Here is a 25,978-nt window from a genome sequence, read left to right on the forward strand (position 1 = left end):
CTGGCAACAGGATGCGTTAAAGGGGGTCCCGTTGGCGCGGGGCCCCCTTTCAGTTTCAGAGCATCATCGGTTGTCCTTCTGATGGTTCAGGCGATCTGACGCTGAGCGTTGTCGCCACAATCGCTGCGATGACCGCTTCCCTGGACGAGAGATCATCCCTTTTCAGCTGGTCAATCATCTCGATCATGGCTGCTGGCAGCCAGATTTCGAGGGGGCGCAAACCATCCTGACGGCGTTTGCGTTTTTGCTCCGCTTTCCGGTGCTGCGCTATATTTGCGCTTCGCTGTGCGGTACAGGACGTCTGCCCGTGACCAGTCACGCGGTTCGTCATGCAGCGCGGGCTCGTTTCGCCGTACAAGGCTCAAGCATACGCATGTTCAAAACCGCCGCCGTTATGCCGGCTTTCAAGCGACATGTGGTGTTTGGCGATGGCCGACGATGTCTTACGGGCGATCGTGTCACACAGGCTTTGACGAATGGTCTCGAACTGCCCTTCGCAAGCTGCGAGTTCGTTTGGTAGCCGGGCCGCCAGTGCCACCGCAACCAATGCCGTCGTCTCGCAGCATGGGTCTTCGTAGGAGCTAGCGCTTTCATAGCACAGCAGAACGAGGCCTGCTCGGATAGGGTCGATTTTCAGATGGAGCAGGACGCGTTGGAATTCGTCGATCGTAAGATTTCCATCTTCGACCTTGTCGAAGAACTTCTTCCGCCGACTCTCTTTGATCACGCCTTCATCGGTCAGTTTGCGCAAGCTTGTGTTCTGCAACCTCATCTGTTCCTTGATGAGCGCTGCATACAGTTGGTTTACGCTGTGAGCTCTGCTGGCGACTCCATCTTCTGTCCCTTCGCACATGCGTGCCTCCACGATCCCATGTATTCCACTCCATGCAGTTTCATAGTTTGACTTTGTCCATTTGCATTTTGCAAGCGGAAAATTCGCCTTCCGCTACCAACATTGCGCAGAAAATCAGTGTTTCGCGCACCCCGCAATGAGCCTTGGTAGCGGCGTTCAGCTCCCCTTTAAGCCGCTCAACAGCCGCATTGTCCGTAGAATTGAGACGTACGTAGACCCGAACGGGTCCGTCCACAGGAAGCAGGGTCTCCAGCGCTGCGGAATGTCCCTCTTTGAGGGCTGGGTACCGCTCCAACGCATGGAGAATGACGTCTTTGAACGTAACAAAGCGCGTCTGCTCAAGGCTGAGTGCTGCGATGGCCCTGACGATATCTTCGAAGGCGTGTGCACTGATGGAAATCTCGTGGGCTACATACGTGCTTTTGCTCAATTCGATCTCCTTTCTCTCGATGTGGCAGCGTCTGAACTTGTCATCCTGCAACTGCGCGGTTTCCGGGTCATCCTTTTTGCGCATTTTTACCCGTGGGGCGGATTCCTCTCCACCTTGGGGCTGATTTTCGCCCGCTGTGGGGCACAAACATCCCCGGTGTGGGTCGCAAATTGGACCACGGTGGGAAATTCTCATTCCCAGTCTGGGAGCGAATCGAATCCTGGGCGGGGTTCAATTCTGCCCCAAACTCTCATTTCCTTAGAAATCCTGACACTTCGGTGTTGAGAAATAGTTCCTCCCGGGCGGACTTTGGCTGTGGCGGCAGACGCCAGCATCCAACCGAAAGGGAAATCTCAATGACAAGTCTCGATCTGAAGAATCGCAGCGGCACGCTTGCTGTTGCGATTGCGGCGCTCGCGGCCGCCAGCGTGTTCGGCGCTGATGCCGCAATGGCGGGGGCCGACACGACCTTCAACACCGCTCTCGCCCAGTTCACCGGCTTCCTTGAAGGCTCCGGGGGCCGGATCATCACCGTGCTCTCGCTCGCCGGCGGGATCGTGGCGCTTGCGTCGGGCCGCTTTTCGCTCGGTCAGGTCGCAATCCCTGTGGGCGTCGGCGTCGGCGCCGGGACCGGCATTCCGATCGTCACCGCCTCGGTTACCGGCACGGTCTGAACGCTGCGCCCTCGCTTCATGATGGCAAGGGTACCGCAGTTCACCTTTGGGCTGCCGCTCCTTGTCCTCCCTCTGGCGGAGTTGATCCTTGGACCAGTATTCGATCCCAAAACATCTCGACGATCCAGAACTGATCGGGTTCTGGACCCTCGATGAATTCCTGGTGATGGTCATACCCTTCACCTGGGGCATCCTCGCTCAGCACGTTGTCATCGGGCTCCTTTTGGCCCTGGCTGCGTGGTTCGGCTATCGCAAAGTCAAAGCTGGGCGTTCGATGCATTGGGTCCTGCATTTTGCCTATTGGCATTTGCCGGGAGAATTCTTCGGTCTGAAGGTCGCTCCGCCATCTCATCTTCGTGTGATGGCGGGCTGATATGGAAATCTCTTTTGCTCATGAGGCGTCGCAGCGGACCCTCAAGCAACGCAACCTGCTTGCGCTCATCTGTGTCGTGCTCGGCATTCTCGTGGTGGTCATGTTCACCGCGGCATCGACGCGGGACCGCGAGGTCGTGCTGCAGCCCATCCTGCCCAGCCAGATGACGCTGAGCTCTGCAGCGCTCACGCCCGAGTATCTTGAGGCCGTGACGCGCGACACTGCGCAGCTCGCGCTCAACCGCTCGCCCGAAACACTCCAGTACTGGCTTGATGGCATCGTGGCCATTTCCGCGCCGGAGGCGCGCGGGCCTCTCAAGGCCAAACTCCTGCGGATCGTGGCTGAGCAGGAGGGGTCGCAGGTGACCCAGTTTGTCACGATCAACTGGATCCGCACCGATCCGGAAAACCTCACCAGCCAGGTCGGCGGCGTCCTTCATACCATCGTCGGATCCAAGGACGTGCGCCGCGAGCACAAGATCTTCGAATTTCACTGGACCTACACCGGCGTGTCGCTGCGCCTGAAGGGGTTTGGTGTCGTCGTTAAGAAGGAAGGAGCCAACCAATGACCTTCTCTGTCTCGACGCTTTGCCTTGCCTCGGGCGCGCCGCTGCTTTTCCGCATCGACAGCCATCTTCTTCGCGGGCTTGGCGCTGCACTTTTCACTGTCGGCTTCGTCATGGCGGCCACGCCAGCTTTTGCTGACGAAAACATCCTCGCCGTCGATAATGGAGAGGTTCGCTGCCGGGCATCGAAGGCCGACCTGACGCGCATTTCGCTGAAGGATGACCGGTTCGTGTCGGTATCCAGAGTGCAAACTGGCGTCGAGGGCCAAGACTTCTCGATCGTCCACGAACCCACCCGCGGCGATATCTACATCTCGGTACCCGAAGCTTATTCAAAGCCGAACATCTCCTTTTTCGGGACGACGCAAAAGGGCCTTGTCTACAAGTTCGACTGCCAGATTGGCGGTGACAACGCCGTGCAGGTTTTCGTGGGCAACGCCGATATCGAAAATCCGTCCGCCAAGCCTGAGGTCCTTACAGGATCAGGTTCGTTGCAGGATCGCGCTGTCGGGCTCGTCAGGGCGATGTTCGAACAGCGCCCGGTGACCGGCTTCGAGATCCGCGATGCGGCCCGTGCCCCGGTCAACGTCGGCGATATGAAGGTCCAGCTCATCACCGAGTACCGCAGCCCGACGATGACCGGGAAGGTCCTGCGCATCGAGAATACCAGCTCCTCACCGATCGCGCTTCGCGAAGAGCTCATCGCCGGGGACGGTGCAATCGCCGTCACAATTTCCAACCCCAACCTCGCAAGCGGGCAGGCGACTGCTGCTTACGTGGTCGTGCCTGCAGGAAGGTAAGCCTCATGGATTTTCTCAAGCGCAAGCCCAAGGATCTGGATGGCGCCGAGGCCGATGGCCGCGATGCGGTCGATGAAACGGGCTCGATCATCGACAATGACAAGGCACAGAAGCGGCAGAGAATGCTGTTTTTCGGGCTCGGTGGTGTCGCTGTCGTGGCTTCGACCATGTATGTCTTGCGGACCGAAACCGTGGTCGAAGAGGCAACCAAGCCTGGGCACGAGACCGAGGTGTCAACCGATGCCCTGATGAACCGCCAGCGCGTCGATCAGGAATGGATGGCCATCTACGAAGGCCAGGTTAATTCTCAGGATCAGCGCCTCAAAGGTGTCGAGGCGCAGGCTGGTCAGGTTGCGCAATTGCAGAGCGAGATTCAGGCATTGCGCGGTGAAAATGCCGCGATGGCGCGCGACGGGCAGCAGGTGCTCGAGGCCTATGAGCGTGAGAACCAGCAACTGCGCCAGCAGGTCACCAGGGGCACCCCCCGCCCGACTGCCCCCGGGCCGGTCGCGGCTGCCCGTGAGATGGGCGTGCCTTCGCCGGCTGCGTCCGGCGCACCTTCCGCCACATTGCCCCGCCGCGGCAACGATGTGCAGATGGTGTCTTTCGCGCAAGCGGGCGGGACGGGCTCGCGCATTGATCCGGCCAAGGCCCCTGCGGTTTACACCGACTCCCCGAACTACCTTCCGCCCAACTCGATCGCGAATGCCACCGTGGTGGTCGGTGTTGATGCGACGACCAATACCCGCAGCCAGAGTGACCCTCTGCCGGTTCTTCTGCGGATCACCGGGCCGGCGCGCTCGGTCTATGGTGACGGCAAGCTGCTCGCGACCCGCGTTCAGGGCTGCATGGTCAATGGTGCGGCCTATGGCGATCTCTCCAGCGAAAAGGTCTATGTGAAGCTGCAGCGCATGACCTGCGCGCAGCCCGGCGGGCGCTTTGCGGTGTCCGAGGTCAAGGGCTTCATTGCCTTTGGCGGCAAAGTGGGCGTTCGCGGACGGGTTGTCAGCCGTGAAGGCTCGCTGACCACGCAAGCGTTTCTCGCAGGGCTGGTGAGCGGGGTAGGCAACGCCTTCCAGGGCGCCAATCAGATCCCACGGATTTCGCAAGATCCCGTGCTCCCGTCAGCTTCCGATGTCGGCATTCAGGCGATTGGCGGCGGCGCGGCCAACGCCGGGAACACTCTCTCCGATTATCTGATCGAACGGGCCGAGCAATATCAGCCGGTCGTCGAGATGCCCACCGGTGCTGCGGTCGAGGTCGTGTTCCTCGACGGCACCTTCATCAGGAATTGAGGCCCGTCATGGAATTCAAATGGACCACATGGAAGGTGGCAGGGGCCGCCCTCGCGCTCACTGGCTCCCTCGCTGCAATTGCAGCAGCCGCTCATGCCGCGGCGGCAGACGACGCTGCGACGATCAAGGCAGCGCTGGTCAAACGTCTCCCCAAGACCGAGATCACCACGATCGACTGCGACAAGATCGAGGGCGTTTGCGAAGTTCAGGCACGCCAGAACCTCTTCTACATCGACCGCTCGGCGCGCTATCTCATCATTGGCCGTGTCTACGACATGGAGACCAAGCAAGATCTCACAGCCGCCCGGTTGCTTGAGATGAACCCGGACATGCTGGTCGGGGCGGGGGGCGCTGGCGAGCAAGAGGACGCTGCCGAACCAACACCGGCACGGCAGGCAGGTGCAGGCGGCGCGCAGCCTCTGCCACGCATCGATCCCGCGGCGCTGGCAGCTCTGCCCTCGAGCGGCAGCGTCGTGATGGGCAAGGGTGGCCGGACGCTCACCGTCTTCAGCGATTTCCGGTGCGGGTATTGCAAACGCCTCCACGAAACCCTCGCGACGCTCGACGTCAAGGTCGTTGAGCGCCCGATTTCGGTGCTCGGCACCCGTCCAATCTCCGAGGCGGTCATCTGTGCGACCGACAAGCGCCGCGCGGTGAACGATGCCTATGACGGAGGCGCGATCACGAGCGGTCGGCGCTGCGACACCTCGGGCCTCGATGCCAATGAGGCCTTTGCGAGGAAGCATGGCTTCACCGGCACCCCGGTCATTGTGCGCGACGATGGCGCTGTCCTCCACGGCTTCCGCCCTCGCGAGTTCCTCGAAACCTGGCTGAAGGAGAAGGTGTCATGAACACCAAAGGCGCAATGGCAATCGCGGCGGTGACGTTCGGGCTGTCGGCCTGTACGACGCTCGGTACCAATGTCAGCGGCAAGTTCCGCTGCGAGGCTCCAGATGGTATCTGCGCGCCATCGCTGGTGATCGATGACAGTGCAATTGCGCGGATTGAGGAGACCACCTCGGCGGATCTTCTCAACCCTGCAGGCCCGTTCCGGATGGACGACGGGATTTCGGCGCCTGTGCGCGGCCCGTCGCTCGGTTCCGAAGCACTCGTTGCGCGTTCGTCGCCGAGTTACGAGCTGTCTGTCGTGTTTCCGGGCTACACGGATGCCGCAGGCACAGCCCATGCCCGGATCGCGGTGCCAGTTCAGGCGATGCTCCCGGGCCGGGGCGATGCTCTCGAGACAATCGCGCTGCGAGGTGCAAAGCCTGCGCGTGCTCAGGGGCTGTTGGCGGCCGCCGAGAGCGCACCGCAATTCATGGCGATTGCTCCTGGCATCTTGGATGACGGTCAGCCGGGTTCCGTGGGCGCTGAGACTGCCATGGCGTCCAATCTTCCAAAGACCCCAGCGCCGATCCAGCAGGCCCCAGCCCAGCAAGCGGCTTCTCAGCCTGCCAACCCGATCGCTGAGATTGAGGCGAAGGTCTCCGAGCGCCTCGCATCACAGCAGCGATTGCCGAGGCGCGAGGCCGCCTCATTCCCTGCAACGCCCCCTGCAACGCCGGAGTAACGCGCCATGCTGCAGGCCTTCACCAACATCATCGATCTGGTAACCGGCGATGCTCGCAAGCCTGAGCAGAACGCCCGGCCTGCCAGCGTGCCAATGCTCTCCCATTTCCTCGGATATCGCTCGTTCGATGAGGAGAAGCGTATCTTTCATCAGGTCCGCTCGAAGGGTTTCATCATCGAGCTCGCGCCGCTTGTCGGTGCAAACGACCGGGTCAATGATGTGATCGGGTCGCTGTTCTCCGACATTCTTCTGCCCGGCACCAAGTTCTCGGTCACGAACTATTCGAGCCCGCGCGTTGCTGAGAAACTGCAGACCTGGGCGTTGCCGCGCTACAAGGCTTCGGGGGTTTTCCAGACGCTCGCCCGTCACCGCGTCGACAAGTTGCGCAATGGAGCATGGTCCACTCTTGCGAGCGATGGCCCGTTCTTTGTGCGGAGCTTTCGCGTGTTGCTGGCAGTCGGGATAAGTGACGGTTCGGGCCTCTCGACCGATGACCTCCTGACCATGCGCGAGGGGATCATTTCTGCCCTCGATTCCATCGATGTCCCGGTCAAGGAATTCGCTCCGACCGACCTCATCCGCTTCTTCGATGAGGTCCTCGCCCCGTCCACTGGCGCTGGCGATGAAGTGCCGGGATACAACCGGTTCGATCCCATCAATGAGCAATGCATCAGGCGGGATCTCGTCACCCATGTCGGGCGTGACCGCCTCGTGCTTGAGGCACAGTCGTTGCGGCCCACCGGGTCATCAGTCGATGGCGTGCCCGAGTTGAAGGACTACGTGCCTGAGCGCTTCGATGTGCGCACCATGGCGGTGCGCAATTTTCCGGATCGCTGGGCACCCTGGGATAGCCAGAAGGTGATTGGGGACATCTTCAATCCCAAGCTCTCGCTGCCCTGTCCCGTCTTGCAGACGGCTTGTGGGGTGATCCCCAACCAGGAGTCTTCTGAAGCAAAGGCCGGCTACAAGTTCGTGCGCACCAGCTCGCTTGCGGAAGGCAAGGGCGTGAAGCTTGTGCCCAAGCTGCGTACCGAAGCGGCTGAGTGGCAGTTCGTGGCCGACCGGGTCAAGCAGGGCGAGAAGCTCGTGTCCTGCTACTATGCTGTCACGATCATCGCCCCGAAGGGCCGGGGCGAGCCGTGCGAGCGCACGCTAAAGGCTCTCTACAAGGCGAGCGGGTGGGATCTGATTGACGAGACCCATATCCAGCTTCCCGCCTTCATGGCGCACTTTCCGCTGCTGCTGGCTGACGGGCTCGACAGCGACCTCAAGCGGATGAAGCGCATGCGCACCATGCGCTCGGCGAACCTTGCTGCGATTGCGCCGATCCAGGGCGAATACATCGGCGGCAACATCCCGCACCTGCTCTTCATCGGACGCCGGGGTCAGCCGCAATTCTGGTCACCCTTCCAGAACAGTGCCGGCAACCACAATGTGGCAATCTCGGGCAAGTCCGGTTCAGGCAAGTCGGTGCTGCTGCAGGACCTCACGGCAAGCTTTGCAGGGGTTGGGGCCAAGACCATCGTGATCGATGACGGCCGCAGCTTCGAGCATATGGCCAAGGCGCTGGGCGGGACGTTCACCGAGTTCAAGCTGTCGTCGGGCATTTCGATCAACCCGTTTCGCATGATCAACGAGGCCCTTGCCGAAGGTGACGACGACTATTTGGTCGACTGCCTTGCGATGCTCAAATCCATCGTGTCGCAGATGGCGCGCAATGAGACCCGGCTCAATGACACCGAACGCGGGCTTATCGACCAGGCGGTCAATCTTGTTTGGGACACCCATGGGCGGGACGGCACAATCGATCACGTGATGCAGGCCCTCAAGGGCCACGAGCATCCCTTCGCTTATGATCTGGCGACCTCGCTGCTGCCGTTCGCCGCCAAGGGAACCTACGGGAAGTTCTTCCTTGGCGATGCCAACCTTGATCTGTCGGCCGATCTTACCGTGTTCGAGCTCTCGGACCTTGCGACCCGGGTGGAGCTACGCGGCGTCGTTCTGACCTCGATCATGTTCATTGCCTCGCAGGTTATGCGCCGGATGGACCGCGCGATCCCGAAACCGCTGATCATCGATGAGGCCTGGCAGATGCTGAAGGGCGGGGCGATGGCCGACTTCGTCGAGACCTATTCGCGCACCTGCCGCAAATATGGCGGCGCGCTGATCACCGCGACGCAGTCGATCCACGATTACTACAAGTCCGAAGGCTCGCGGGCCGCCCTCGAAAACTCCGACTGGTTTCTCATCCTCCAGCAGAAGGGCGAGACCATCTCGGATTTCCGCAATTCGGACCGGTTCGAGATGGGCAACATGACCGAGGCTTTGCTCCGGTCGCTGAAGAGGAACGGCACCGACTATTCGGACATCTTCATTCGGGGTCCAGAGACCGAATGCGTCGCTCGGCTCGTCCTCGACCGGTTTTCGGGCACACTCTATTCATCGAGCCCGCACGTCTTCGCTCAGATCGAGGACTATGTGCACCGTGGCTACCGGATGCCGGATGCAATCGAGGCAGTCGCATTCCCTGAAGAACATCAGGTGCCTGAAGATTTTCCGATGAGGGAGGCTGCAGAATGAGCACGCCTTCTCGTCCCATGGAGCGTCCCCTTGGCCGTTCCCTGATGCGTCACTCGCCCATTGCGCGCCGCAAGAAGGCCGCTCAGGATCTTGTCGTTATTGCCCTTCGGTTCAGCGGTTGGCTTGCCACCAGCGCGCTTGCGACCCTGGGCATCGCCACGCTGTTCTTCCTTGTCCTTGGCGGCTTCACTCTCGATGGCCTGATGCTTCATCTGGATAATCTCGCGTCGCGCTTCGTTGCAGCAGACGCTTCGAGACGCGGCCAGTTCGCGGCCATCAGCTTCGGCGTCATGCTCACGGGCTTTGTGCTGATCGCCTTCTTCCGCCGCGCGAGCCTGATTTCAGCCTTTTCTGTTGCCGGAGATGACCAATGACGGACCTTTTCGACCATATGGCGGCGCCTGCCACACCCGCGTCTGCAAAGGCCTCACAGGTCAGACCTCGCAGTCGCTTTGCCGCGCTGTCGGCTCGCGAAATCCTCCTGTTCGCGGGCGCGGCGACAACCTTTGTCTGGGGGGCCTGGGTGACCAAGAGCGTTGCCGCACAGGGGTCAGGGCAGCAAGAATTTGTCCAGCTTCAGCTGCAGGGCATCATTGGGGAGTATCTCCAGGCACAGGCACGCTCGAACGCTGACGAGCAGACCGCCGCACGGCAAACCGCTGTTTTCATGGCTGCGCTTGATGAGACGGTCTCCGGCCTGTCGAAGTCCGGGAAAGTCGTGCTCGTTCATGAGGCGATTGTGGGCGGCGAAGTTCCCGACGTCACGCAGAGCGTGAAGACTGCCGTTTACGCAAAGGTTCCGCGTCCCCAACCGGCGCAGGCGCTCGGCGCTGCTCCTCAGGGGCAGGCGGCCCGCGTTGAACAAGAGATGCAGGCCTTTATGGCTGCCAATCAGGGACGTCAGCGCGATGGCAAACCCTGATCCGCTCCTTCGTTCGGCTCAGCGCAAGGGGTTCGCTCGGCTTTTGTCGGACGGCGAGCCTCCGGTTACGACAGGTGGGACCAGACGCCTTTCGACCGGTGGCAGGCTTGTGGCGATCGCTGGTGTCTGTCTCGTTGCAGGCGCCCTCAGCGCAGCTTCGAAGTGGAGCGAGAACCACGCGCTGATGATCAACGTGACGGACTCGCTCCCGAACTGGGCGTTCGTGGTCGAGGCCAGGCGTTTTCCGGTGCGCGGGGACTATGTGGTTTTCCATCCCGGTCATGATCCCATTACCGTCAAGTATTTTGGGGCGAAGCCGGCGGCTTTCACCAAGATCGCTCTTGGTCTGCCAGGCGACACGGTGACGCGCATCGGCAATGATGTGCACGTCAACGGCAAGCGCGTGGCGACCACCAAACCGATGACAAAGCGCGGCGACCGTCTTGTCGCCGGCCCGCTCGGGGTTGTGCCGGAAGGCTGCATTTTTGCAGGAACTCCGCACAAGGACGGGTTCGACAGCCGCTATGCGCATATCGGCTTTGTGTGCCGCGACCGGCTTGTCGGCACCGGGCAGCCAATCCTGTGAGGGTCGCTTTCTCCTTCCTCGTTGCTGGCGGACTTGCGGTGTCAGCGACGGCTTCGAGCGGCGGGGCAGTGTCGGGGCAAAGCGTCGACCACGGGCAGATGGGCCAGACATGGTCCATTTCTGAGCCAGATCTCCTGAGCGTTATCAAGGCGCGGCTCGACCATGCGGCTGCGACCGGAAAACTCGATCAGATGAATCGCCAGTTCGCCGAGAAGGTGAAGGCGAGGGTGATGCGCCCGGTCCCGGTCTCCGGGATTTCGCCTGCGGAGGAGACCCGGAGTTGGGAGTTCGATCCGTCGATCCGGATCGACAAGGACATCCGTGATCACAAGGGCAACCTGATTGCTGTGGCGGGTCAGCGCGTCAATCCTCTTGCCGCCGCTGCGCTAGCCAAGAAGCTCCTCTTTGTTGATGGTGACGATCCGGCAGAAGTCGAATGGGCGATGAAGCACGGGGGCGATGCGCGCGCCAAGATCATCTTCGTTGATGGCTCTCCCTTCGAGCTGATGAAGGCTCACCAGCGCCGGTTCTACTTTGATCAGGACGGCCGTCTTACCACCTATTTCGGGATACGCCGGACCCCGGCGCTGGTCGAGCAGCGCGGCGACGTCCTCATAGTCACTGAGCAAGTCATTGCGCGTAAGGGGAGGGGGGCATGAACTCCTGGCGCAATCTGGTTCCGGCTCCCCTTGCTGCCCCCGAAACGCGCGCGCTCAAGGCGGCACGTTTGCGCACGATGACAGGGCTGTTTCTGGTCGCTGCCCTCGTCGTCTCGTTCGGGGCACTTCGGGCGCTAACCGGCATCTTTGCTCTCGCACTGTTTGCAGGGGCCACGACCTTCGCTCTGCTTCAGGGGGTCCTTTGGGTCCGGGCCAAAAACGCGGCGGATGATGCCTGGTTGATGAGGGAGAGAGACGATGCGCTCTAGGCTCCTTGCGCTCCTCCTGGGCTTTGCGTCCCTGTTCATGGCGGCATCCGTGCTGGCTCCCCCGGTTCTGGCTCAGGGTCTTCCCAGCGGGCCTGGTCGGTGCTCAGGCAGTTTCGTCAATCCGGTGACCGATGTGTGCTGGGGCTGCATGTTCCCCTTGTCGCTGGGCTCGCTCAAGATCTGGCCATCATCGCGTGCCGACACCGACAATCCGGATCTTCCGATCTGCGCCTGCGGCACGCCGGTGCCGCGCATCGGCCTTGCGATCGGGTTCTGGGAGCCGGTCCGGCTGATTGATGTCTCGACCAAGCCGTGGTGCTTTCCGAACCTTGGCGGCATCAAGCTCGACCCCGGCTTTCCGATCGGTAACGGTTATGCCTCGGACGGCGCGCAGCTAGGGGGCCAGTCCCAGCGCACCGCCAAATACCACGTGCACTATTACATCTACCCGCTTCTGTACTGGCTCGAAGTGGTGACCGATTTCCTGTGTCTCGAGGCGAGCTCGTTCGACGTTGCCTATATGAGCGAGATCGATCCGCTTTGGCAGGACGACGAGCTGGCATCTCTCCTCAATCCCGAGGCCGCCCTTTTCACCTCAGTCATCGCGCAGGCCGCCTGCTCGGCCGATTGCATCTCGGCAACGACCAGATTGCCGATGGATGAGCTGTTCTGGTGCTCTGGTTGCCAGGGTTCGATGTATCCGATGAACGGCAATGTTGGTGCCAATATCGGTATCAAGCAGTCGGCGCGGCTCGCGGCCGAGCGCATGGTCTACAAGCTCCACCGTCAGGGTCTCGCCTGGGGCACCAGCGGATCGAAAGCGCTGTGTTCCAAGTACATCATGCCGATCCTCAAGAAGAGCCAGTACCGGATGCAGCAGGTAAATCCGACGCCCATGGTGAGTGGCCGCGAAGCCTGTTCTCCGATTGGAGCGACTACGATCTTGCCCAAATCTGGGCAGGTCTATCCCGTCAAAGGCGAGGATGTCGGCTTCCTCCTCTGGCGCAAACGCAATTGCTGCATGCTGTGAGGTCGCGCCAATGAATCGCAGAGGACTCTTCCCCGCTCTCGCCGCCAGCCTGCTGCTTGGTGTGACCGCCGTCGTTGCTCAGGATTTGACGGACTTTGATCCCAAAGCGATCGAGGCGCGGGCCGATACATTCAAAGCCGACGCCCAGGCGCTCTTCGACTATGCGACCGCCAACGCGCAAACCCAAGGCGAAGAGGCGCAGACGGTTGTCGCGCAAGGCTATGAGGCAGCCGGCGGCCTCGATGTGTCGCAGATCGCCGGAAAAGATGGCCCCGTCGACTTCGACGAAATGGTGGCTGGCGCCAGGGCCGGCATGGCCCGCCCCAAGGGTGCGCCGCTGTTCGTGGCATTCGCTAGCCTGTCGATGCCCGAAGAGGCGCTCGCAAAGATGATCGCTGACACGACCAGGGCAGGCGGCGTTGTCGTTTTCCGCGGCTTCTCCACCGGCAATCCGCAGACCTTCATCAGCGGTATCCGAAAGGTTGTCGACCAGTCTGGCGCAAGCAATGTGGCAATCGATCCCCGGCTGTTTCGATCCTTCGGCGTCGACCGGGTGCCTACCTATGTGGCTCTAGCGACCGATTTCGAGCCCTGCGATCAGCTCGATTGTGTGACCGCGCCGCCGCCGCATGATCGCATCTCAGGCAATACCAGTGTGGCTTATGTGCTCGAGACCTTCGCCGGGGCTAACGGTCCGGGCGCGCCGGTTGCCCGTCTCGCTCTTGCCAATCTGAGGGGGAAGAGGTGAATGGCCTGCGCATCCTTGCGGTCTCCCTTGCGCTCGCGGCTTGCGGTCATCTTGCGCACGCTCAGATGGCAGCCAGTGATGCGAGGGTAGAAGGCGAAGCAATCGCAAAGGGTGTCCGTGACACAACGTCATCGGGCATTCTTGGCAATGGTTCGGCGGCAAACGTGCCCGGCTTCCAGGGCACTGATGTTCCATCGCGCGATTATGTCGACGATCCTGTCGGGCTGACGGCGGCGGGAGAAGCGCAGCGGTATCGCGATGAGTACCGCGTGATCGTTGATCCCTACAGGACCCGGTTCGATTCCGACACTGTCGACCTGTCTGCCGGTCGCCTGATTGAAGCTGACCCCGACGCCTATCTAGGCGCTGGTGGTGGGCCCGGAGGAGCCGCGGGAGCCTGCAACCCCTTACCTCCGGGAGGGACGGGCACCACGACTTATCTCGAAAGCTGCAATGCCGGCTCGCAGCCCTTTGCGGAGGCGCGCAGCTGTAATGCGTCGTTGCAGATCCAGACCGAGGGACGACGCACCTGGGAGTATTCTTGCGAAACCGAAGCGTTTGCTGATCGCAATGAGATGTGTCCGATGCTTGCCCAAGCACAGGGCTCCAGCTCTTGCACTCTCGAGCGCACCGTTCGGGTAGGGCAAAGGTGCCTGCAGTGGGTGGAAGAGGAATTTGGTCGTAGGTGGTGTGCTGAGCCGGGTGAGCCCTTCTTCCGCCAGTTCTGGCAATGCCCGTCCCGGCTAAGCGGCGTCCCCGGCGGGATTGAACGCAATACCTCGCGGATCGTCGGCGAGACCGTTGACGAGGCCGCCTGCCAGAGCGCCACGAATGGTGCCACCTGCACGCTTGCAAGCGAGGTCTGCACTGCGCCCGGAGAGACGCGGGTCATCAATGGTCTTTCGGTGACGCGCAGCTGCTGGGAGTGGCAGCGTACCTATCAGTGTGAAGGGGTGGCTCCTGCCAATGACTGTGGTGCCCTTGAGGCGCGTGGCGATTGCAGGTTCAGCCATGACGAGTGCCTGAGCTTTGACGCAGATGGTGTGACCTGCAACGTCCATGATCGCTGGTATCAGTGCGCCATTCCCGGCGCGGGATCGCAGCCGCCGCCCGCCTATGTCTGTGCAGGGGATCTCTATTGCATCAATGGAGAATGCACTCAGGTCGAGCGCGAGGCATCACCTGAGTTCAAGGACGCCATGGTCGCCATGAACGTCATGGGCGAGCTGCGGGACGGGTTTGATCCTGATCGGCTGAAGATCTTCAGCGGCGAGCATTTGCGCTGCACCCGCAAGGTCTTTGGCCTTTCGAACTGCTGCAGCGGCAAGGGCGTGCCGCTTCTCACGCCGTTCCTGTGCGACCGCGAGGACCGTGAAGTCGACAAGCGGGATGATGCAGGTCTGTGCCGCTTTATCGGGACCTATTGCTCATCCCGCGTGCTCGGCGTCTGCGTGACCCGCAAGCAGTCATACTGCTGCTACGGCAGTAAGCTCGTCCGTATTCTGAATGAACAGGGCAAGGCGCAGCTTGGGATGCGGTGGGGGACGCCGCAGCGCCCTGACTGTGAGGGCTTCCTGATCGCCCAGTTCCAGCAGCTTGACTTGAGCCGCATGGATTTTCGGGAAGTGTATGCCGAGTTCGTTGATGCGGCAAAGCTGCCTGACGAGATCGATATGTCGATACAGATCCAGCAGAAAATTCAGAACTATTACAACACGAACGGTGGGACCTGACCCATGAGCGGTGCTGATATTCTTGCCTTCCCGCATAGCGAGCCGTTTCCGCCCGCGCAGGTGCTCGATCTCGCGGTCAGTGTCGCCATTGGTCGTGATCTGGCGCGCAGCGAGACCGAGATGTTCGCGCTCATCAAGGACTGGTTCTTGCGGCCTGCGACGGTCGGCGAATTGGCAGCATCCATCCGGCGCCTTCTTGATTGTGGATCGATCAGGCGGGTGAGCGATGGTGAGTTCGACTTTTGCCTCACGCCTGCAGGTGTGGAGGCAACCACCACCCTGTCGGGGGGAATGATTCGGATGATCGACCGCGGCCGCGGTTATTTCAAGACTGCCTTCCTCTTGCAGATGCTCGACCTTGAAAAAGGAAAACGCCCATGACGAAACTAGCGATCCTGAGCCTTGCAGCAGCCCTCGGGGCGGCGGCTGTCCCCTTGCTCGCCCAGCCACCCGCTGATGCCAATCGCGATGCGTTCTACTGCGACGAGCGCAAGCTTGGGATCTGGTTTTACTGCAACTCGGAGGAAGCCAAGCGCAAGGCACGCGAGCAGGCAAGGCCCGCATCGCCAGCCATTCCTGCGACCGAGCGCATGGCTCAGATTACGGCGAAGCTCGATGAGCTCAAAGCACGGGCCATTCTTGAGCCAACGTCAGAAAACATCGTCAGCTATATCCGGTTCCAGCGCGAGCAGCTCGACCGCGCTTCGACATTCGCGGATGTGTGGGGTCGCTCGATCTGGCAGAACCCCGATCTCGACTATACGCTCGAACGGCCTGTTTCGACTCTCGCAAAGCAGACTTGGGCAGAGGATCGCAAAGCCCAGCGTGAGGGCTCAATGGCAGCGCTCACCGAGCGCTACGGGGTCTTCTATTTCTACTCCTCGTCCTGCTCGGCTTGCCGAACCTTTTCGCCGGTAATGCGGGCGCTGTCCGACACATACGGGCTCGAGGTGCTCGCGGTCTCGATGGATGGCGGGCCCAACGAAGCGTTCCCCAACTATGTCGTTGATAGCGGCCAGTACCAGCGCATGGGTCTGCAAGGCGGAGCTGTGCCGGCCCTGGTCCTTTTCGACACCCAGACAAGGCTGCCGATTCCGATCGGCTACGGCGTGATGGCGGCCGACGATGTGATGCAGCGCATTTTCTACCTCACCCAGATTGAGCCCGGGAGTGACTACTGATGGCACGCCAGACCAAGCGCGGCTTTGCCGCCCGCCTCTTCCGCTCGTCGGGGACGGCACTTGCCGTGCTTGCCGCAGCGAGTTTCGCTGCAGCCCCGGTCAGTGCCAATGTCGGCTCGGAGCTGGGTAGCTTCTTCGACGACATGGGGGCCGCCGCCAATGCCACCGGTCCCGTCGCCTATCAGGGCCAGTCGGCAGGCTATTACTCGGGCGGCAACATCTGGACCCGCTTTCCGCAAAAGAACGTGAACCCGGTCAATCTCCAGCTGCCCGGGGTCAAAGCTGGATGCGGGGGCATCGACGTCTTCTCCGGCAGCTTCTCCTTCATCAACACCGATGAGATCGTGGCGATGCTGAAAGCGACTGCCAACAACGCGCTGGGCTTTGCCTTCCAGCTTGCGATCAAGTCGATCAGCCCGCAGATCGCCTCGACCATCGAGGAGATGGCACAGAAGGTTCAGCAGATGAACCAGTTCAACATGAACAGCTGCGAAGTGGCGCAGAACCTCGTCGGCGGCTTGTGGGGCAAGTCCGATCGGATGTCCTCGGAGATTTGCAAGTCGGTTGGCAACAGCCAGGGGCTGTTCTCCGATTGGGCCAAGAGCCGCCATGAATGCGGGACAGGGGGGCAGCGAGCCGCGACGATCGCGGCCAACAGCGATCCCGACATTCCTGCACAGAGTTACAACTTCACGTGGGAGATGCTCAAGCAAAGCTACCCCAGTTTCTCGACTGAGTTCCGCGAGTACCTCATGACCTTCGTCGGGACGGTGATTTTCTACCAGGATGGCGATGCCAGTGGCAAACGCGGGTTCCAGTTCGTGGGGCAGGGCGACCGCGCCCTTCTGACCGCGCTTCTGGACGGCACCAGCTCGGTCACGATGCTGAATTGCGATACCAACGACAAGTGCCTCAACCCGACCACGCAGGCCATGTCGATTTCGGCATCACAGGCGTTGAAACCCAGGGTCCGGGCGATGATCGAGAGCATGAACGCGAAGGTTCGCAGCAATGCCGCGCTCACCAGTGACGAGATCGGCTTGCTCGGGGCGACCACGATACCGCTCTACAAGATCATGACGGTCAACGCTGCCGCAACCCTCGGCGGCATGACCAGCAACGACATGAATGACCTCGCCGAAATCGTGGCGATGGATCTCCTCGATGCGCTTGCGCAGCAATATTATGGCTATGCCTCGCGCGGGGTAGGGACCTTCCAGAACGCCAATGAGGAAGCTCTTTCGCAGTGGCGCGATCAGATCAATTCGGTGCGTCAGGTCCTCGACACATACTCGCAAGGCATGAAGCTGCGCCTCGACCGGACTCAGCATGTGGTTCAGCGCGCGGTGTTCCTTGAGGGCACGCTCAGGAACAATCTGTCGCCGCAGATGTCGGCCGCGTTGTCATTCAGCACGTCGCTTTCGCGTCAGGGCATCCAGTAAGGACAGCGTGCCATGATGGAGATCTTCACGATCGGCGGGGGCGAATACATCGTCAATGTCTTCAACGCAGTATCCGCTTGGACTGGGGGTGGGGGCTTTCGTTCGCTGCTGCGCGTCATGATGGTCATGGGCTTGATCTACACGCTGCTGGTGGTGGCGTTCAGCCTCAACTGGCGCGCCTGGTTCAACTGGTTTCTGGGGGCGACGCTCATGTACGGCGCCCTCATCGTACCTACGATGACGGTGAGGGTTACCGACCGCCTCAATCCTTCCCTGGCACCCGCTACGGTCGCAAACGTTCCTCTGGGACTGGCAATGATAGCCTCTGTCAGTTCGACTGCTGGTGATTGGCTCACGCGCACGGCTGAGACGGTTTTCGTGATGCCGGGTTCGCTGCAGATGTCGAGCAACGGCATGATCTATGGCGCGCGCCTTTGGGATCGCACCCAGGACTTCCGGATCCGCGATCCCCGCATCAGCGCCAATCTTGAAGAGTACATGAAGCAGTGCCTCTTCTACGATATTCTGCTCGGCTTCAGTTCCTTCGACACGATCGCGAACTCCAACGATATTCTGACGGAGATGGGGCCGGGATCGCCTGCGCGGGGGATGAAGTTCATCCCCGAAAGCGGCTCTCCTACCATCGTCACGTGTCAGGCCGGTTATACGGCGATCGCCACCGGCGTTGCGACCTATTCCGACACGGCCCTGGCGGAAGAAGGTCGCAAGATTTTCCCGGGGTTAACCCCAGCGCTCGCGCGCTCGAAGCTGATTGCGGACCTTCCGATTGTCGCCAGCCATTTCCATGGCAGTTCGCAGACCGCACAGCAGATTTTCCAACAGCGCTCGCTCGTCAACGCCTTCCTGCAGGCGCGCGCCAACCTCGGCGCGGCCGATGGTGACACCTTTGCTGTCCTGCGCGCAGAGGAGCAGGCGCGCAATACCTATACGTCGATAGCGGAGCAGGCCATGACCTGGGTCCCGCTGCTCAACATCGTGCTGACGGTCGTCTTTTATGCGATGTTCCCGGTGATCTTCCCGCTCTTCCTCATCCCGCGCAGCGGCACGCCTGCGTTGAAGGGATACTTTACCGGATTCTTCTACCTCGCCGCCTGGGGACCGCTCTACGTGGTCCTTCACATGTTCATCATGGACCGGACGGCTGATGCGATGAACGCGACCTCGCCAGGCGGGGTGACGATGGCCGGGATGGCAGGCATCGATGCCGTCAACACGGATACGGCAACGATTGCCGGCTTCCTGATGATGTCGATCCCGTTTCTGGCGGCAGGCATGGCCAAAGGCGCGATGGCGGTTTCGTCTCAGGCAACGTCGATGTTGGCGCCTGCCCAGTCTGCGGCCGAGGCTGCAGCGGTGGAGCGCACGACCGGCAATTATGCCTACGGCAACGAGAGCTATATGAACCTCTCGAGCTCCAACCGGCAGTCTGACCAGTGGAACACGGCACCGTCTTTCTCCGGGGGCGCGCCGATCATGTCGAGCGTAGGTGCGAATGCCGCGATAACCCGAACAACATCAGATGGGTCGACGGTTTACGACACCTCACCTGCGATGAGCCGCCTCGCGTTTGCATCGTCTGTCAGCCAATTCGCGAATGCTGAGCGCCAGCAGACGTTGTCCGAACTGGAAACTGCACGCAATACGCTGAGCGAAGAGCGTTCCCGCGCGCTATCATTGGCTGATCGAACGTCGAGCCGGCAAACAACCGGCACCCGCAATTCCAGCGGTTCCGAGAGTTCTGCAGGGTTCCGGTCGGGCGAGAACCTGCAGCGGTTTGACAACCAGTCGCTTGATGCACGCGACACGATCTCGGAGAGCGACCGTGTGAACTCCTCGCAGGGAGCCCAGCAAAGCAATACGGATCGTCTCGAAACAACTAGGGGTGGCTCGCTGAGCGTTGGTGGTTCAGCAGGACGCGGCGGGAAGCGCGCTGCGAATGGTGAAGGCGGCAGTGGCGCCAATGGTGCGATTGGTGGTAGTGTTCAAGCTGGCATTACTGGCGCTCGTGCGCGGCTAGATACGGTCACCCGAGGAACTGAAGCCAATCAGAGCCAGGGCTTCGACTCATCGACATCTGACAATCGTTCGAATGGATCCAACGCAACGCAGGACAGCGGCAGCTATGTGCAGAGTGGCAGCTTCAGCCGGAGTGAAGGCTATTCGGAGGCGGCCTTTTCTCGCGAACAGGCGCTTGAGGACGTTCGGCGGATTGATAAGCGCATTGCGGCGATCGACGAGGTCTCGAAATCCCTCAGTAGCAACACTTCGAGCAGGGATGGCTATGGGTCCAATCTCTCCTTTGACCTAAGCCAGATTATCGCAAGCCGGTATCAGGAAAAGGCGGCTGAACTGGGGCTGACGGCACCGAGTCTGGCACGCACAGATCTCAGCCCCCAGGAGCAGGCGACTGCTGAAGTGGTCGCGCGGGCCATCATCGCCGACTACTATGATCAGCGCGTGGCGCCATTCAATGATCTGATCCCGCAGCCTGGTTCGCTCGTTGGCAATGTCTCGGGCCCGGGCGCATTCACGGAGACAGACTTACGCGGACAGGGACCTCGCCGTTCAGTCGGATCGCCGCACAATCTTGTCGAGGGGTCGTCAGACAGCGCGATCAGCGATCGAATCGATGAAGGCGGTCAGTCTCTCGGACAGCGTTATGAGACCAATGTCACTCGATCCGGCCAGCGCCGTCAGGATTTTCAGCAGGATCGAAAAGGTGAGGGTGCCGCCGACGATCGCTTCAATGAGCGCTTCTATGACAAGGATCAGCGTTGATTGTCTGAGCGCTCGATCATCCCAATAGGCTACCAGCTGAGAATAGCGACTACGAGAAAGGCAATCGACAGCACGAGGGCAAGGAGTGAGCCCGTACCCGTGTGTGTTCCGCTGTAGGTCAGATCTTTTGTGTCGTCCTCAAGACTGCCGTAGGTTCGTCCAAGGTCACTAACCGATGCTCCTCGGGAGGTATCGCCGGTCATCACAGCATAGGTAATCGGATCCATGCTCGATTTGTGGCTGAAATCGTCCATCGGCGTTCTCCTAGCCTTTCCGTAGCGTTTTTACGCCAAAAAGACAATCATAGGTTCAACGCTGCGAGGGGTTAGGAGGCGATTGCCGATTCGATTTGTATCAGCGATTGCGTGGGGTGCCGGAATCATACCAGAAGGGGAGCGGTTACGCTGAATTCAAGCGAGCCGTTGAGAGCATGTTATCGAAGACTGACGCGACATATCTCGATCTTCGAGAGCGCATTCTATTTGGTGAGCTCAAGGCTGGAGCACCGTATTCTGCCCAGGATATGGCTGCGCACTATGGGCTTCATATCAATATGGCGCGCAGGTTGCTGGTCGCCTTGAAGGTCGGCGGCTATCTTACCCGCTCGGGCACGTCCTATGTCATCTCAACATTCTCGCAGAGCCAAGTTGAGGAATGGCGCCTTTCGTTGGGCGCAATCGTCGAGATCGGAGCAGTACGGTTGGCGCAGTCCGGGGGTGGAACTCTTGGCCCGCTTGCGGCATTCATCGACGAACGCATTCGAAACGTCCCTGTGAAACACGAGGATTTTTTTCTTGGTGCCATGGGGCTGACGCATATCGTCCTGGGTGGCAAGGAAAGCACCCTTGCCAACCTTGTCTCGCAGTTCATCCCCCAGGCGTTTTTCCGCCTCCTTTGGATGGCAGATTCTTATGCTGTCCGCACAGGATTTCTAGTGGAGGCGAGCGACCAGTTTCTTGGATCTGCCAGGTCAGGCGACCTTGCGGGCGTTCGCGCAGCTAGCCGGATCTTCTTCGATGGCATCGCCCCTTCGCTCCAGACGCTCATCGAAAAGATGGGCGAGGGCATCTATCCGGTCAACGACCGCCAGGATGGGTTTCAGACGATCGAGGACAACATAGCCGGGTATCCAACCTATGCGGGCAGCTCCCGCACATTCACGCCGATTATAGAGCCTTTGGAAGAGGTCGGTCAGGTAGCCCTGCCGCTTTGCTGAGTGAGGCGTCCTACGCGTTCACGGGTTCTCTCGGATGGAGCCGCATGGCGACAGCTTCGGCTGCGCAGTCCCGCGGCTCGTTCGTCCCGATGAGGTCCACAATGACATAAGCTGAACGTTTCATGCCCTCGAGGTCGGCAGCCTCAAGTCGAGCCGCAACTGCATAGGCGACCGCCACACTGGCATGTTTGACGTAATCTTCCATGAGGCGAAGCTCGCCGGTGGCGCTGACGATCGCCAGCATCATCCTGTTATGAGCAAGGCTGGTCGCAATCGTGTCCCCGCCATCCGCTTCTTCGAGGAAGTTCTCAGCCAAGGCGCGGATAGCAGGTAGTGCCGGCGCACAGTCCATGGAAGACAGCCTGATGATTGCCGCGGCTTCGATTGCCGCTAGCTCGGCTATCTTATCATCGAGTTCCTTGCCGCTGGGCTGGTACCATTTGAAACGGGCCCAGTCCGTCTTGATGAAACCGGTGCTCCGCAGTTCCGCAAATGCGGCGGCCCCCCAGTCTGCGTCCATTCCTACGATCGCGGCAAGCGAGGCTGGGTCAGTGCCCTCATATCCGAATTTGGAACTGATGCTGCAGCGCCGAATTTGCTCCATGCACGCGTCAAGGCTGATCGCCATGCGATTGGCAGCTTCCTGGTAGAGCTCAATCCTTTTCGCCATGCGGTAATAGTAGCATGACAGCAATTCTCATCAATCGGCCTTTGGCCAATCGCCTCCGTGCACCTCACGCTCGTATTTTGAAATACGCTTCCATGCGATGGCGACTTCGTCAAACCCGTCGTCCGAGAACAGCCGCTCGCAGAGGCGGTCGATTTCGTGCGGGTCTTTGGGCAAACTCTCGTCCTCACGGTATTTTGCGACCGCATCCATTACTTTCAAAGCGTCGTTGTAGCTTGCCATTCGATGCTCATTTCGATTATAAAGCAATCTAACGCACCTACTACATTTACCCGTGCTAAATCAATATAATTATTGAAATAAATGCCCTTTGAATGCGGTGAACGTTTTTTCTATTTCAATGTTTTCCTCCATTTTAGGGACATTATCGCCACAATCGGCTGAATGTAATGACGAAATATAGTTCTTCGCATTTCTGGCTCATTCTCTGCCAAACACTGCTATACGCTGCATAAACAATCGGACTGCTCGCAGAACAAGGTATTCGGTGTAGCGCGACGATCTGGGTGAGAAAGTAGCGACGATCAGGATGAGAAGTACTGATCGCGACGCGATGGGTTTGGATCGTTTGATTGTCGCGGAGCGACACGTCGGTGTTCTTGATTGTCGCAATCTTGGCGGGGCAACCCGCGCCGTGCTGTTTTCGGGCGATAGCCGTCCTGAGCCGGTAGCTTTCGACGTTCATTTCGAAGATGGTGGCGTGGTGTACGAGTCGGTCCACTGCCGCCAGCGTCATTGCCGGATCCGGGAAGACGCGGTTCCACTCGCCGAACGGCTGATTGGCCGTGATCATCAGCGAACGCCGCTCATATCGCGTGCTGATCAGCTCGAACAGGACCGATGTTTCAGCCTGGTCCTTGGCGACATAGGCCAGTTCATCGAGGATCAGCAGATCGAACCGGTCGAGCCGATTGATGGCATTTTCGAGCGCAAACTCCCGGCGCGCCACCTGGAGTTTCTGGACGAGGTCAGACGTGCGGGCGAACAGCACGCGCCAGCCCTTTTCGATCAACGCGAGCCCGATGGCTGAGCACAGATGTGATTTACCTCCCCCTGGTGACCCGAACAGGATGAGGTTTGCACCTTTCTCCAGCCAGCCATCCCCGGCACACAGGGCCATGACCTGCGCTTTCGACACCATCGGCACGGCCCCAAAGCCGAAGGTGTCCAGGGTTTTGCCGGGCAGTAATTTGGCTTCAGCAAGATGGCGTTCTATCCGGCGTCGATCGCGCTCGGCGATTTCATGCTCTGTAATAGCGCTCAGGAACCGGGCCGCTGGGGAGCCTTCCTTATCGGACCGCTCGGCGAACGAGGGCCATAGCTGCTTGATTGTCGGCAGGCGCAGCTCATTCAGCATGAGCGTGAGCTTGGTGGCATCGATGTCCTGGGTCATGCCACTTCCTCCGCGCACGCGCTCAACAGCGCTTTATATGCACTGAGCGGGACAAGCTAGACGACCACATTAGGTAGATCTGCCGGATCTGGCGCAAAGCGCGCTCGTAACGTTGCCATGTCAGGCATGCCCTTCGGCGCTGCCAGCAGCGATTCCAGCACGCCTGCGAGCTCAGCCTCACATGCGCGTTCATGGGCCAAGCTTAGCAGCTCAACCATCGTCCGGCAGGCGGCCTTTTCGGCGCACCGCTCAAGCAACCTCTCGAACATTCGGCGGTATGCCTCGGGCGGGAAGAGCTGATCGCGATATACCAGGTTGAGCAGTGCCATGGGCTTGCGCCGCAATGCGTGGATGACGTGGCGATAATCAACGACATGCCCATGCTTGCCGCTGCTCTCGGCGCGGCCCCGTGGCAGGTAAACAGCGGCGTCCCTCCAAGGAACAGGTCAAGCCGGGCATCGTAAAGGCGCTCACGCAACCGGTGGCCGATCAGCCGCGATGGCACGGTGTAGAACACCTTGCGCAACGTGAAGCCGCCCGATGATGTCACCAGGACAAGCACCTCTTCGTAATCACTGGTCCGCATTCCCGGCAGCGACTGCAGCGCAGCCCGTTCGGCGTCGATCCGCTTGGCGCACCGTGCATTCTTGAGTGCCACGATTTCGTCGATGAAGTGGCGATATCCTGCAAGATCGTCAAAGTCGGCTGACCCTCGCAGCAGCAGCGCGTCGCGCACAGCGGCCTTCAGATGCCCGTGAGAGCTCTCGATTCCGCCATTCTCATGCGCAACGCCCCGGTTATTTCGGCTCGGTTCCATGCGATAGTGGCGGCAAAGAGCATCATATCGCCGCGTCAGATCGTCCCTGGCCGATGCATCCAGATTGCGGAACGCCGCAGACAGGCTGTCGCTGCGATGCTCCCGCGGCGCTCCACCCAGCGCCCACAAAGCATTCTGAAGGCCTTCGGCCAACGCCACATAGCTCTCGCCGCCCAGGATCACATGGGCGTGTTCAAAGCCCGAACAGGCCAACCGGAAGTGATACAGCCTATGGTCGAGCCCGACACCAGCGATCCGCACCCCAAGCTGGGCCATGTCGGTAAAGTCCGACAACCCCATCCGGCCCGGCTCATGCACCTGACGGAAGATGACGTCACGCTCCGGCCCTTGCAACGCGCGCCAGCTGCGGATGCGCCGTTCCATGGTCCGCCGTACCCCATCGGGGAGCTCAGGATGACGACGCTGCATTTCTTCAAACACAGCAACAGCCCGGATACCCGGCGCCGCCACCAACAGCGGTACGACCTCGGCATCAAAGATATTGGCTATCGGATCCGGGCGACGCCGCCCGCGCGGGACCTTCTTGTGCGACGGTAGATCCTTGTCATGCTCCAGCCTGTAAGCAGTAGCCGTACTGAATGCCGCGCATGCCGCCGCTGACCGCGGCGACACTGTCTGTCTCATCTTCATATATAATCTCACCTGGTGATCGTTGATATGTCTGCCGGGCACTGCAGCTCCCCTTCCGGGGCAAAAGCGTAACCCAACAGATCACGATCACCATCGCGCCCCTCCCGCAAAGAGAGACGCTTGCGGCGTGTGTCTGTCGCTCCTCGGGGCTACGCCCCTCGTCCCGACAGACACACGCCGCCATTCTCATCTAGATTGTCGCGCAGCATATATCGGGCCTGCGGGTTGCGCGGGAGTTGGACTGGGCGATTGCCGAGCGCGCGCGTCCGGCGATTATTGTCAGCGACAACGGCACCGAGCTGACCAGCATGGCGAGCCTGCGCTGGTCAAAGGAACGGAACGTCGAATGGCACTATATCACGCCGGGCAAGTCGCAACAGAACGGGTTCATTGAGAGCTTCAATGCCCATCTGCGCGACGAATGTCTCAACGAGACGATTTTCACCAGCCCGCCACAGGCCAGGTCAGTACTCGCGGCATGCAGGCTCGATTACAAATGTCACCGGCCCCGCTCGAGCCTTGGCTACATGACCTCAGCCGAGATGGTAGCCAACCGGTTGTCATCACGCCCACGGATGGGCATCGATCGGGCCACCGGCTCTACTCATAGGTGGAGGAAGGTCGGGGCTCAGACCAGATGGTGTCGTCTAATGGCGAGGTGTTTTGCAAGCAGTTTGCGAGCTCACCGTATGCCGGGTTCAGGG

27 protein-coding genes and 3 pseudogenes are annotated in these 25,978 nt (G+C 60.4%); 22 read left to right on the top strand and 8 right to left on the bottom strand.

From position 1 onward, the window contains the following. Positions 1-55: 55 nt before the first annotated feature. From BSY18_RS19780 to BSY18_RS19790, 3 genes are read right to left on the bottom strand one after another with little or no spacing between them, the layout of a single operon-like run. On the bottom strand, positions 56-331 hold the full coding sequence (locus tag BSY18_RS19780) for a hypothetical protein (RefSeq protein ID WP_069052111.1): 276 nt from the start codon (positions 329-331) through the stop codon (positions 56-58). Between the two features lie 30 nt (positions 332-361). Further along, on the bottom strand, positions 362-853 hold the full coding sequence (locus BSY18_RS19785) for a hypothetical protein (protein WP_069052112.1): 492 nt from the start codon (positions 851-853) through the stop codon (positions 362-364). Positions 854-893: 40 nt separating this feature from the next. Next, complete coding sequence (locus tag BSY18_RS19790; protein ID WP_069052113.1) at positions 894-1,367, bottom strand: hypothetical protein; 474 nt, start codon at positions 1,365-1,367, stop codon at positions 894-896. Between the two features lie 272 nt (positions 1,368-1,639). Here BSY18_RS19790 and BSY18_RS19795 point away from each other — a divergent pair, with 272 nt between their 5' ends. The 20 genes from BSY18_RS19795 (at position 1,640) to BSY18_RS19890 (ending at position 20,509) form a co-directional block, all read left to right on the top strand. After that, positions 1,640-1,957, top strand: a complete 318-nt coding sequence (locus BSY18_RS19795) for a hypothetical protein (RefSeq protein ID WP_054590550.1) — start codon at positions 1,640-1,642, stop codon at positions 1,955-1,957. Positions 1,958-2,045: 88 nt separating this feature from the next. After that, on the top strand, positions 2,046-2,330 hold the full coding sequence (traL, locus tag BSY18_RS19800; RefSeq protein ID WP_054136666.1) for a type IV conjugative transfer system protein TraL: 285 nt from the start codon (positions 2,046-2,048) through the stop codon (positions 2,328-2,330). 1 nt (position 2,331) lies between these two features. Beyond that, positions 2,332-2,898, top strand: coding sequence for a type IV conjugative transfer system protein TraE (locus tag BSY18_RS19805; protein WP_069052114.1), 567 nt, complete (start codon positions 2,332-2,334; stop codon positions 2,896-2,898). Then, positions 2,895-3,695, top strand: coding sequence for a type-F conjugative transfer system secretin TraK (locus BSY18_RS19810; RefSeq protein WP_069052115.1), 801 nt, complete (start codon positions 2,895-2,897; stop codon positions 3,693-3,695). Before BSY18_RS19805 ends, BSY18_RS19810 begins: the two co-directional genes overlap by 4 nt. A gap of 5 nt (positions 3,696-3,700) precedes the next feature. Beyond that, positions 3,701-4,990 (top strand): TraB/VirB10 family protein, encoded by a 1,290-nt coding sequence (locus BSY18_RS19815; protein ID WP_069052116.1) that lies wholly within the window; start codon positions 3,701-3,703, stop codon positions 4,988-4,990. 8 nt (positions 4,991-4,998) lie between these two features. Next, positions 4,999-5,841, top strand: coding sequence for a DsbC family protein (locus BSY18_RS19820; RefSeq protein ID WP_150126409.1), 843 nt, complete (start codon positions 4,999-5,001; stop codon positions 5,839-5,841). Beyond that, positions 5,838-6,560, top strand: coding sequence for a hypothetical protein (locus tag BSY18_RS19825; protein WP_069052117.1), 723 nt, complete (start codon positions 5,838-5,840; stop codon positions 6,558-6,560). Before BSY18_RS19820 ends, BSY18_RS19825 begins: the two co-directional genes overlap by 4 nt. Before the next feature lie 6 nt (positions 6,561-6,566). Next, entirely contained in the window at positions 6,567-9,140 is a 2,574-nt protein-coding gene (gene traC / locus BSY18_RS19830) for a type IV secretion system protein TraC (protein WP_069052118.1), read from the top strand. After that, positions 9,137-9,514 (top strand): hypothetical protein, encoded by a 378-nt coding sequence (locus tag BSY18_RS19835; RefSeq protein ID WP_150126410.1) that lies wholly within the window; start codon positions 9,137-9,139, stop codon positions 9,512-9,514. Before traC ends, BSY18_RS19835 begins: the two co-directional genes overlap by 4 nt. Then, positions 9,511-10,062, top strand: a complete 552-nt coding sequence (locus BSY18_RS19840) for a TrbI F-type domain-containing protein (RefSeq protein WP_069052120.1) — start codon at positions 9,511-9,513, stop codon at positions 10,060-10,062. The genes BSY18_RS19835 and BSY18_RS19840 overlap by 4 nt, the downstream gene beginning before the upstream one ends. A 109-nt stretch (positions 10,063-10,171) precedes the next feature. Continuing rightward, a complete protein-coding gene (locus BSY18_RS19845) occupies positions 10,172-10,648 on the top strand; it encodes a S26 family signal peptidase (RefSeq protein WP_236823538.1) in 477 nt (158 codons plus the stop codon). A 68-nt stretch (positions 10,649-10,716) separates the two neighbouring features. Then, positions 10,717-11,307, top strand: coding sequence for a type-F conjugative transfer system protein TraW (gene traW, locus BSY18_RS19850; protein WP_236823539.1), 591 nt, complete (start codon positions 10,717-10,719; stop codon positions 11,305-11,307). Beyond that, positions 11,304-11,576, top strand: a complete 273-nt coding sequence (locus BSY18_RS19855; protein ID WP_069052122.1) for a hypothetical protein — start codon at positions 11,304-11,306, stop codon at positions 11,574-11,576. Before traW ends, BSY18_RS19855 begins: the two co-directional genes overlap by 4 nt. A gap of 37 nt (positions 11,577-11,613) precedes the next feature. Then, positions 11,614-12,606 carry a conjugal transfer pilus assembly protein TraU gene (gene traU / locus BSY18_RS19860; protein ID WP_150126411.1) on the top strand — a complete coding sequence of 331 codons (993 nt, stop codon included), beginning with the start codon at positions 11,614-11,616 and terminating at the stop codon, positions 12,604-12,606. A 10-nt stretch (positions 12,607-12,616) separates the two neighbouring features. Next, the gene (trbC, locus tag BSY18_RS19865) at positions 12,617-13,354 is read left to right on the top strand and encodes a type-F conjugative transfer system pilin assembly protein TrbC (RefSeq protein WP_069052124.1); all 738 of its coding nucleotides are present in this window, start codon (positions 12,617-12,619) and stop codon (positions 13,352-13,354) included. 65 nt (positions 13,355-13,419) lie between these two features. Then, positions 13,420-15,087, top strand: a complete 1,668-nt coding sequence (locus BSY18_RS20785; RefSeq protein ID WP_150126412.1) for a conjugal transfer protein TraN — start codon at positions 13,420-13,422, stop codon at positions 15,085-15,087. Between the two features lie 3 nt (positions 15,088-15,090). Then, on the top strand, positions 15,091-15,468 hold the full coding sequence (locus BSY18_RS19875) for a hypothetical protein (RefSeq protein WP_069052126.1): 378 nt from the start codon (positions 15,091-15,093) through the stop codon (positions 15,466-15,468). Beyond that, positions 15,465-16,268, top strand: a complete 804-nt coding sequence (gene traF / locus BSY18_RS19880; RefSeq protein WP_069052127.1) for a conjugal transfer protein TraF — start codon at positions 15,465-15,467, stop codon at positions 16,266-16,268. Before BSY18_RS19875 ends, traF begins: the two co-directional genes overlap by 4 nt. Then, positions 16,268-17,710 (top strand): conjugal transfer protein TraH, encoded by a 1,443-nt coding sequence (locus BSY18_RS19885; protein WP_069052128.1) that lies wholly within the window; start codon positions 16,268-16,270, stop codon positions 17,708-17,710. Before traF ends, BSY18_RS19885 begins: the two co-directional genes overlap by 1 nt. Positions 17,711-17,722: 12 nt before the next feature. Next, positions 17,723-20,509, top strand: coding sequence for a conjugal transfer protein TraG N-terminal domain-containing protein (locus BSY18_RS19890; RefSeq protein WP_069052129.1), 2,787 nt, complete (start codon positions 17,723-17,725; stop codon positions 20,507-20,509). A 29-nt stretch (positions 20,510-20,538) separates the two neighbouring features. Here the strand turns inward: BSY18_RS19890 and BSY18_RS21130 are convergent, their stop codons facing one another. Beyond that, positions 20,539-20,763: a hypothetical protein gene (locus tag BSY18_RS21130; protein ID WP_150126413.1), complete on the bottom strand. Its 225-nt coding sequence runs from the start codon at positions 20,761-20,763 to the stop codon at positions 20,539-20,541. A gap of 95 nt (positions 20,764-20,858) precedes the next feature. Between BSY18_RS21130 and BSY18_RS19895 the strand changes: the two genes are divergently transcribed. Next, positions 20,859-21,725, top strand: a complete 867-nt coding sequence (locus BSY18_RS19895; RefSeq protein WP_150126414.1) for a hypothetical protein — start codon at positions 20,859-20,861, stop codon at positions 21,723-21,725. Between the two features lie 10 nt (positions 21,726-21,735). On the opposite strand, the gene BSY18_RS19900 is transcribed toward BSY18_RS19895, so the two are convergent. The 4 genes and pseudogenes from BSY18_RS19900 to istA all read right to left on the bottom strand — a co-directional run bounded on the left by BSY18_RS19900 (position 21,736) and on the right by istA (position 25,316). Beyond that, the gene (locus tag BSY18_RS19900; protein ID WP_069052131.1) at positions 21,736-22,395 is read right to left on the bottom strand and encodes a hypothetical protein; all 660 of its coding nucleotides are present in this window, start codon (positions 22,393-22,395) and stop codon (positions 21,736-21,738) included. 30 nt (positions 22,396-22,425) lie between these two features. After that, positions 22,426-22,635: a hypothetical protein gene (locus tag BSY18_RS19905; RefSeq protein WP_069052132.1), complete on the bottom strand. Its 210-nt coding sequence runs from the start codon at positions 22,633-22,635 to the stop codon at positions 22,426-22,428. A 364-nt stretch (positions 22,636-22,999) separates the two neighbouring features. Continuing rightward, a pseudogene (istB, locus tag BSY18_RS19910) lies at positions 23,000-23,806 on the bottom strand (IS21-like element helper ATPase IstB); the annotation flags it as partial. Positions 23,807-23,862: 56 nt separating this feature from the next. Continuing rightward, positions 23,863-25,316, bottom strand: a pseudogene (gene istA, locus BSY18_RS19915) (IS21 family transposase). 167 nt (positions 25,317-25,483) lie between these two features. On the opposite strand from istA, the pseudogene BSY18_RS21500 reads away from it, so the two are divergent. Further along, positions 25,484-25,807: pseudogene (locus tag BSY18_RS21500) on the top strand (integrase core domain-containing protein); the annotation flags it as partial. Between the last annotated feature and the right edge of the window lie 171 nt (positions 25,808-25,978).

Origin of the sequence: Blastomonas sp. RAC04, assembly GCF_001713435.1 — a bacterium.
GTDB classification, from domain to species: domain Bacteria; phylum Pseudomonadota; class Alphaproteobacteria; order Sphingomonadales; family Sphingomonadaceae; genus Blastomonas; species Blastomonas fulva.

What these genes read in the sequence shown, in the direction of transcription:
- BSY18_RS19780 (WP_069052111.1), bottom strand. Translation starts at nt 331, where the DNA reads ATGACGAACCGCGTGACTGGTCACGGGCAGACGTCCTGTACCGCACAG.
- BSY18_RS19875 (WP_069052126.1), top strand. Translation starts at nt 15,091, where the DNA reads ATGAGCGGTGCTGATATTCTTGCCTTCCCGCATAGCGAGCCGTTTCCG.
- BSY18_RS19855 (WP_069052122.1), top strand. Translation starts at nt 11,304, where the DNA reads ATGAACTCCTGGCGCAATCTGGTTCCGGCTCCCCTTGCTGCCCCCGAA.
- BSY18_RS21130 (WP_150126413.1), bottom strand. Translation starts at nt 20,763, where the DNA reads ATGGACGATTTCAGCCACAAATCGAGCATGGATCCGATTACCTATGCT.
- BSY18_RS19815 (WP_069052116.1), top strand. Translation starts at nt 3,701, where the DNA reads ATGGATTTTCTCAAGCGCAAGCCCAAGGATCTGGATGGCGCCGAGGCC.
- BSY18_RS19785 (WP_069052112.1), bottom strand. Translation starts at nt 853, where the DNA reads ATGTGCGAAGGGACAGAAGATGGAGTCGCCAGCAGAGCTCACAGCGTA.
- BSY18_RS20785 (WP_150126412.1), top strand. Translation starts at nt 13,420, where the DNA reads ATGGCAGCCAGTGATGCGAGGGTAGAAGGCGAAGCAATCGCAAAGGGT.
- BSY18_RS19825 (WP_069052117.1), top strand. Translation starts at nt 5,838, where the DNA reads ATGAACACCAAAGGCGCAATGGCAATCGCGGCGGTGACGTTCGGGCTG.
- BSY18_RS19835 (WP_150126410.1), top strand. Translation starts at nt 9,137, where the DNA reads ATGAGCACGCCTTCTCGTCCCATGGAGCGTCCCCTTGGCCGTTCCCTG.
- BSY18_RS19840 (WP_069052120.1), top strand. Translation starts at nt 9,511, where the DNA reads ATGACGGACCTTTTCGACCATATGGCGGCGCCTGCCACACCCGCGTCT.
- traF (WP_069052127.1), top strand. Translation starts at nt 15,465, where the DNA reads ATGACGAAACTAGCGATCCTGAGCCTTGCAGCAGCCCTCGGGGCGGCG.
- BSY18_RS19810 (WP_069052115.1), top strand. Translation starts at nt 2,895, where the DNA reads ATGACCTTCTCTGTCTCGACGCTTTGCCTTGCCTCGGGCGCGCCGCTG.
- BSY18_RS19790 (WP_069052113.1), bottom strand. Translation starts at nt 1,367, where the DNA reads ATGCGCAAAAAGGATGACCCGGAAACCGCGCAGTTGCAGGATGACAAG.
- traU (WP_150126411.1), top strand. Translation starts at nt 11,614, where the DNA reads ATGGCGGCATCCGTGCTGGCTCCCCCGGTTCTGGCTCAGGGTCTTCCC.
- BSY18_RS19905 (WP_069052132.1), bottom strand. Translation starts at nt 22,635, where the DNA reads ATGGCAAGCTACAACGACGCTTTGAAAGTAATGGATGCGGTCGCAAAA.
- traC (WP_069052118.1), top strand. Translation starts at nt 6,567, where the DNA reads ATGCTGCAGGCCTTCACCAACATCATCGATCTGGTAACCGGCGATGCT.
- BSY18_RS19805 (WP_069052114.1), top strand. Translation starts at nt 2,332, where the DNA reads ATGGAAATCTCTTTTGCTCATGAGGCGTCGCAGCGGACCCTCAAGCAA.
- trbC (WP_069052124.1), top strand. Translation starts at nt 12,617, where the DNA reads ATGAATCGCAGAGGACTCTTCCCCGCTCTCGCCGCCAGCCTGCTGCTT.
- BSY18_RS19820 (WP_150126409.1), top strand. Translation starts at nt 4,999, where the DNA reads ATGGAATTCAAATGGACCACATGGAAGGTGGCAGGGGCCGCCCTCGCG.
- BSY18_RS19885 (WP_069052128.1), top strand. Translation starts at nt 16,268, where the DNA reads ATGGCACGCCAGACCAAGCGCGGCTTTGCCGCCCGCCTCTTCCGCTCG.
- BSY18_RS19900 (WP_069052131.1), bottom strand. Translation starts at nt 22,395, where the DNA reads ATGGCGAAAAGGATTGAGCTCTACCAGGAAGCTGCCAATCGCATGGCG.
- BSY18_RS19795 (WP_054590550.1), top strand. Translation starts at nt 1,640, where the DNA reads ATGACAAGTCTCGATCTGAAGAATCGCAGCGGCACGCTTGCTGTTGCG.
- BSY18_RS19890 (WP_069052129.1), top strand. Translation starts at nt 17,723, where the DNA reads ATGATGGAGATCTTCACGATCGGCGGGGGCGAATACATCGTCAATGTC.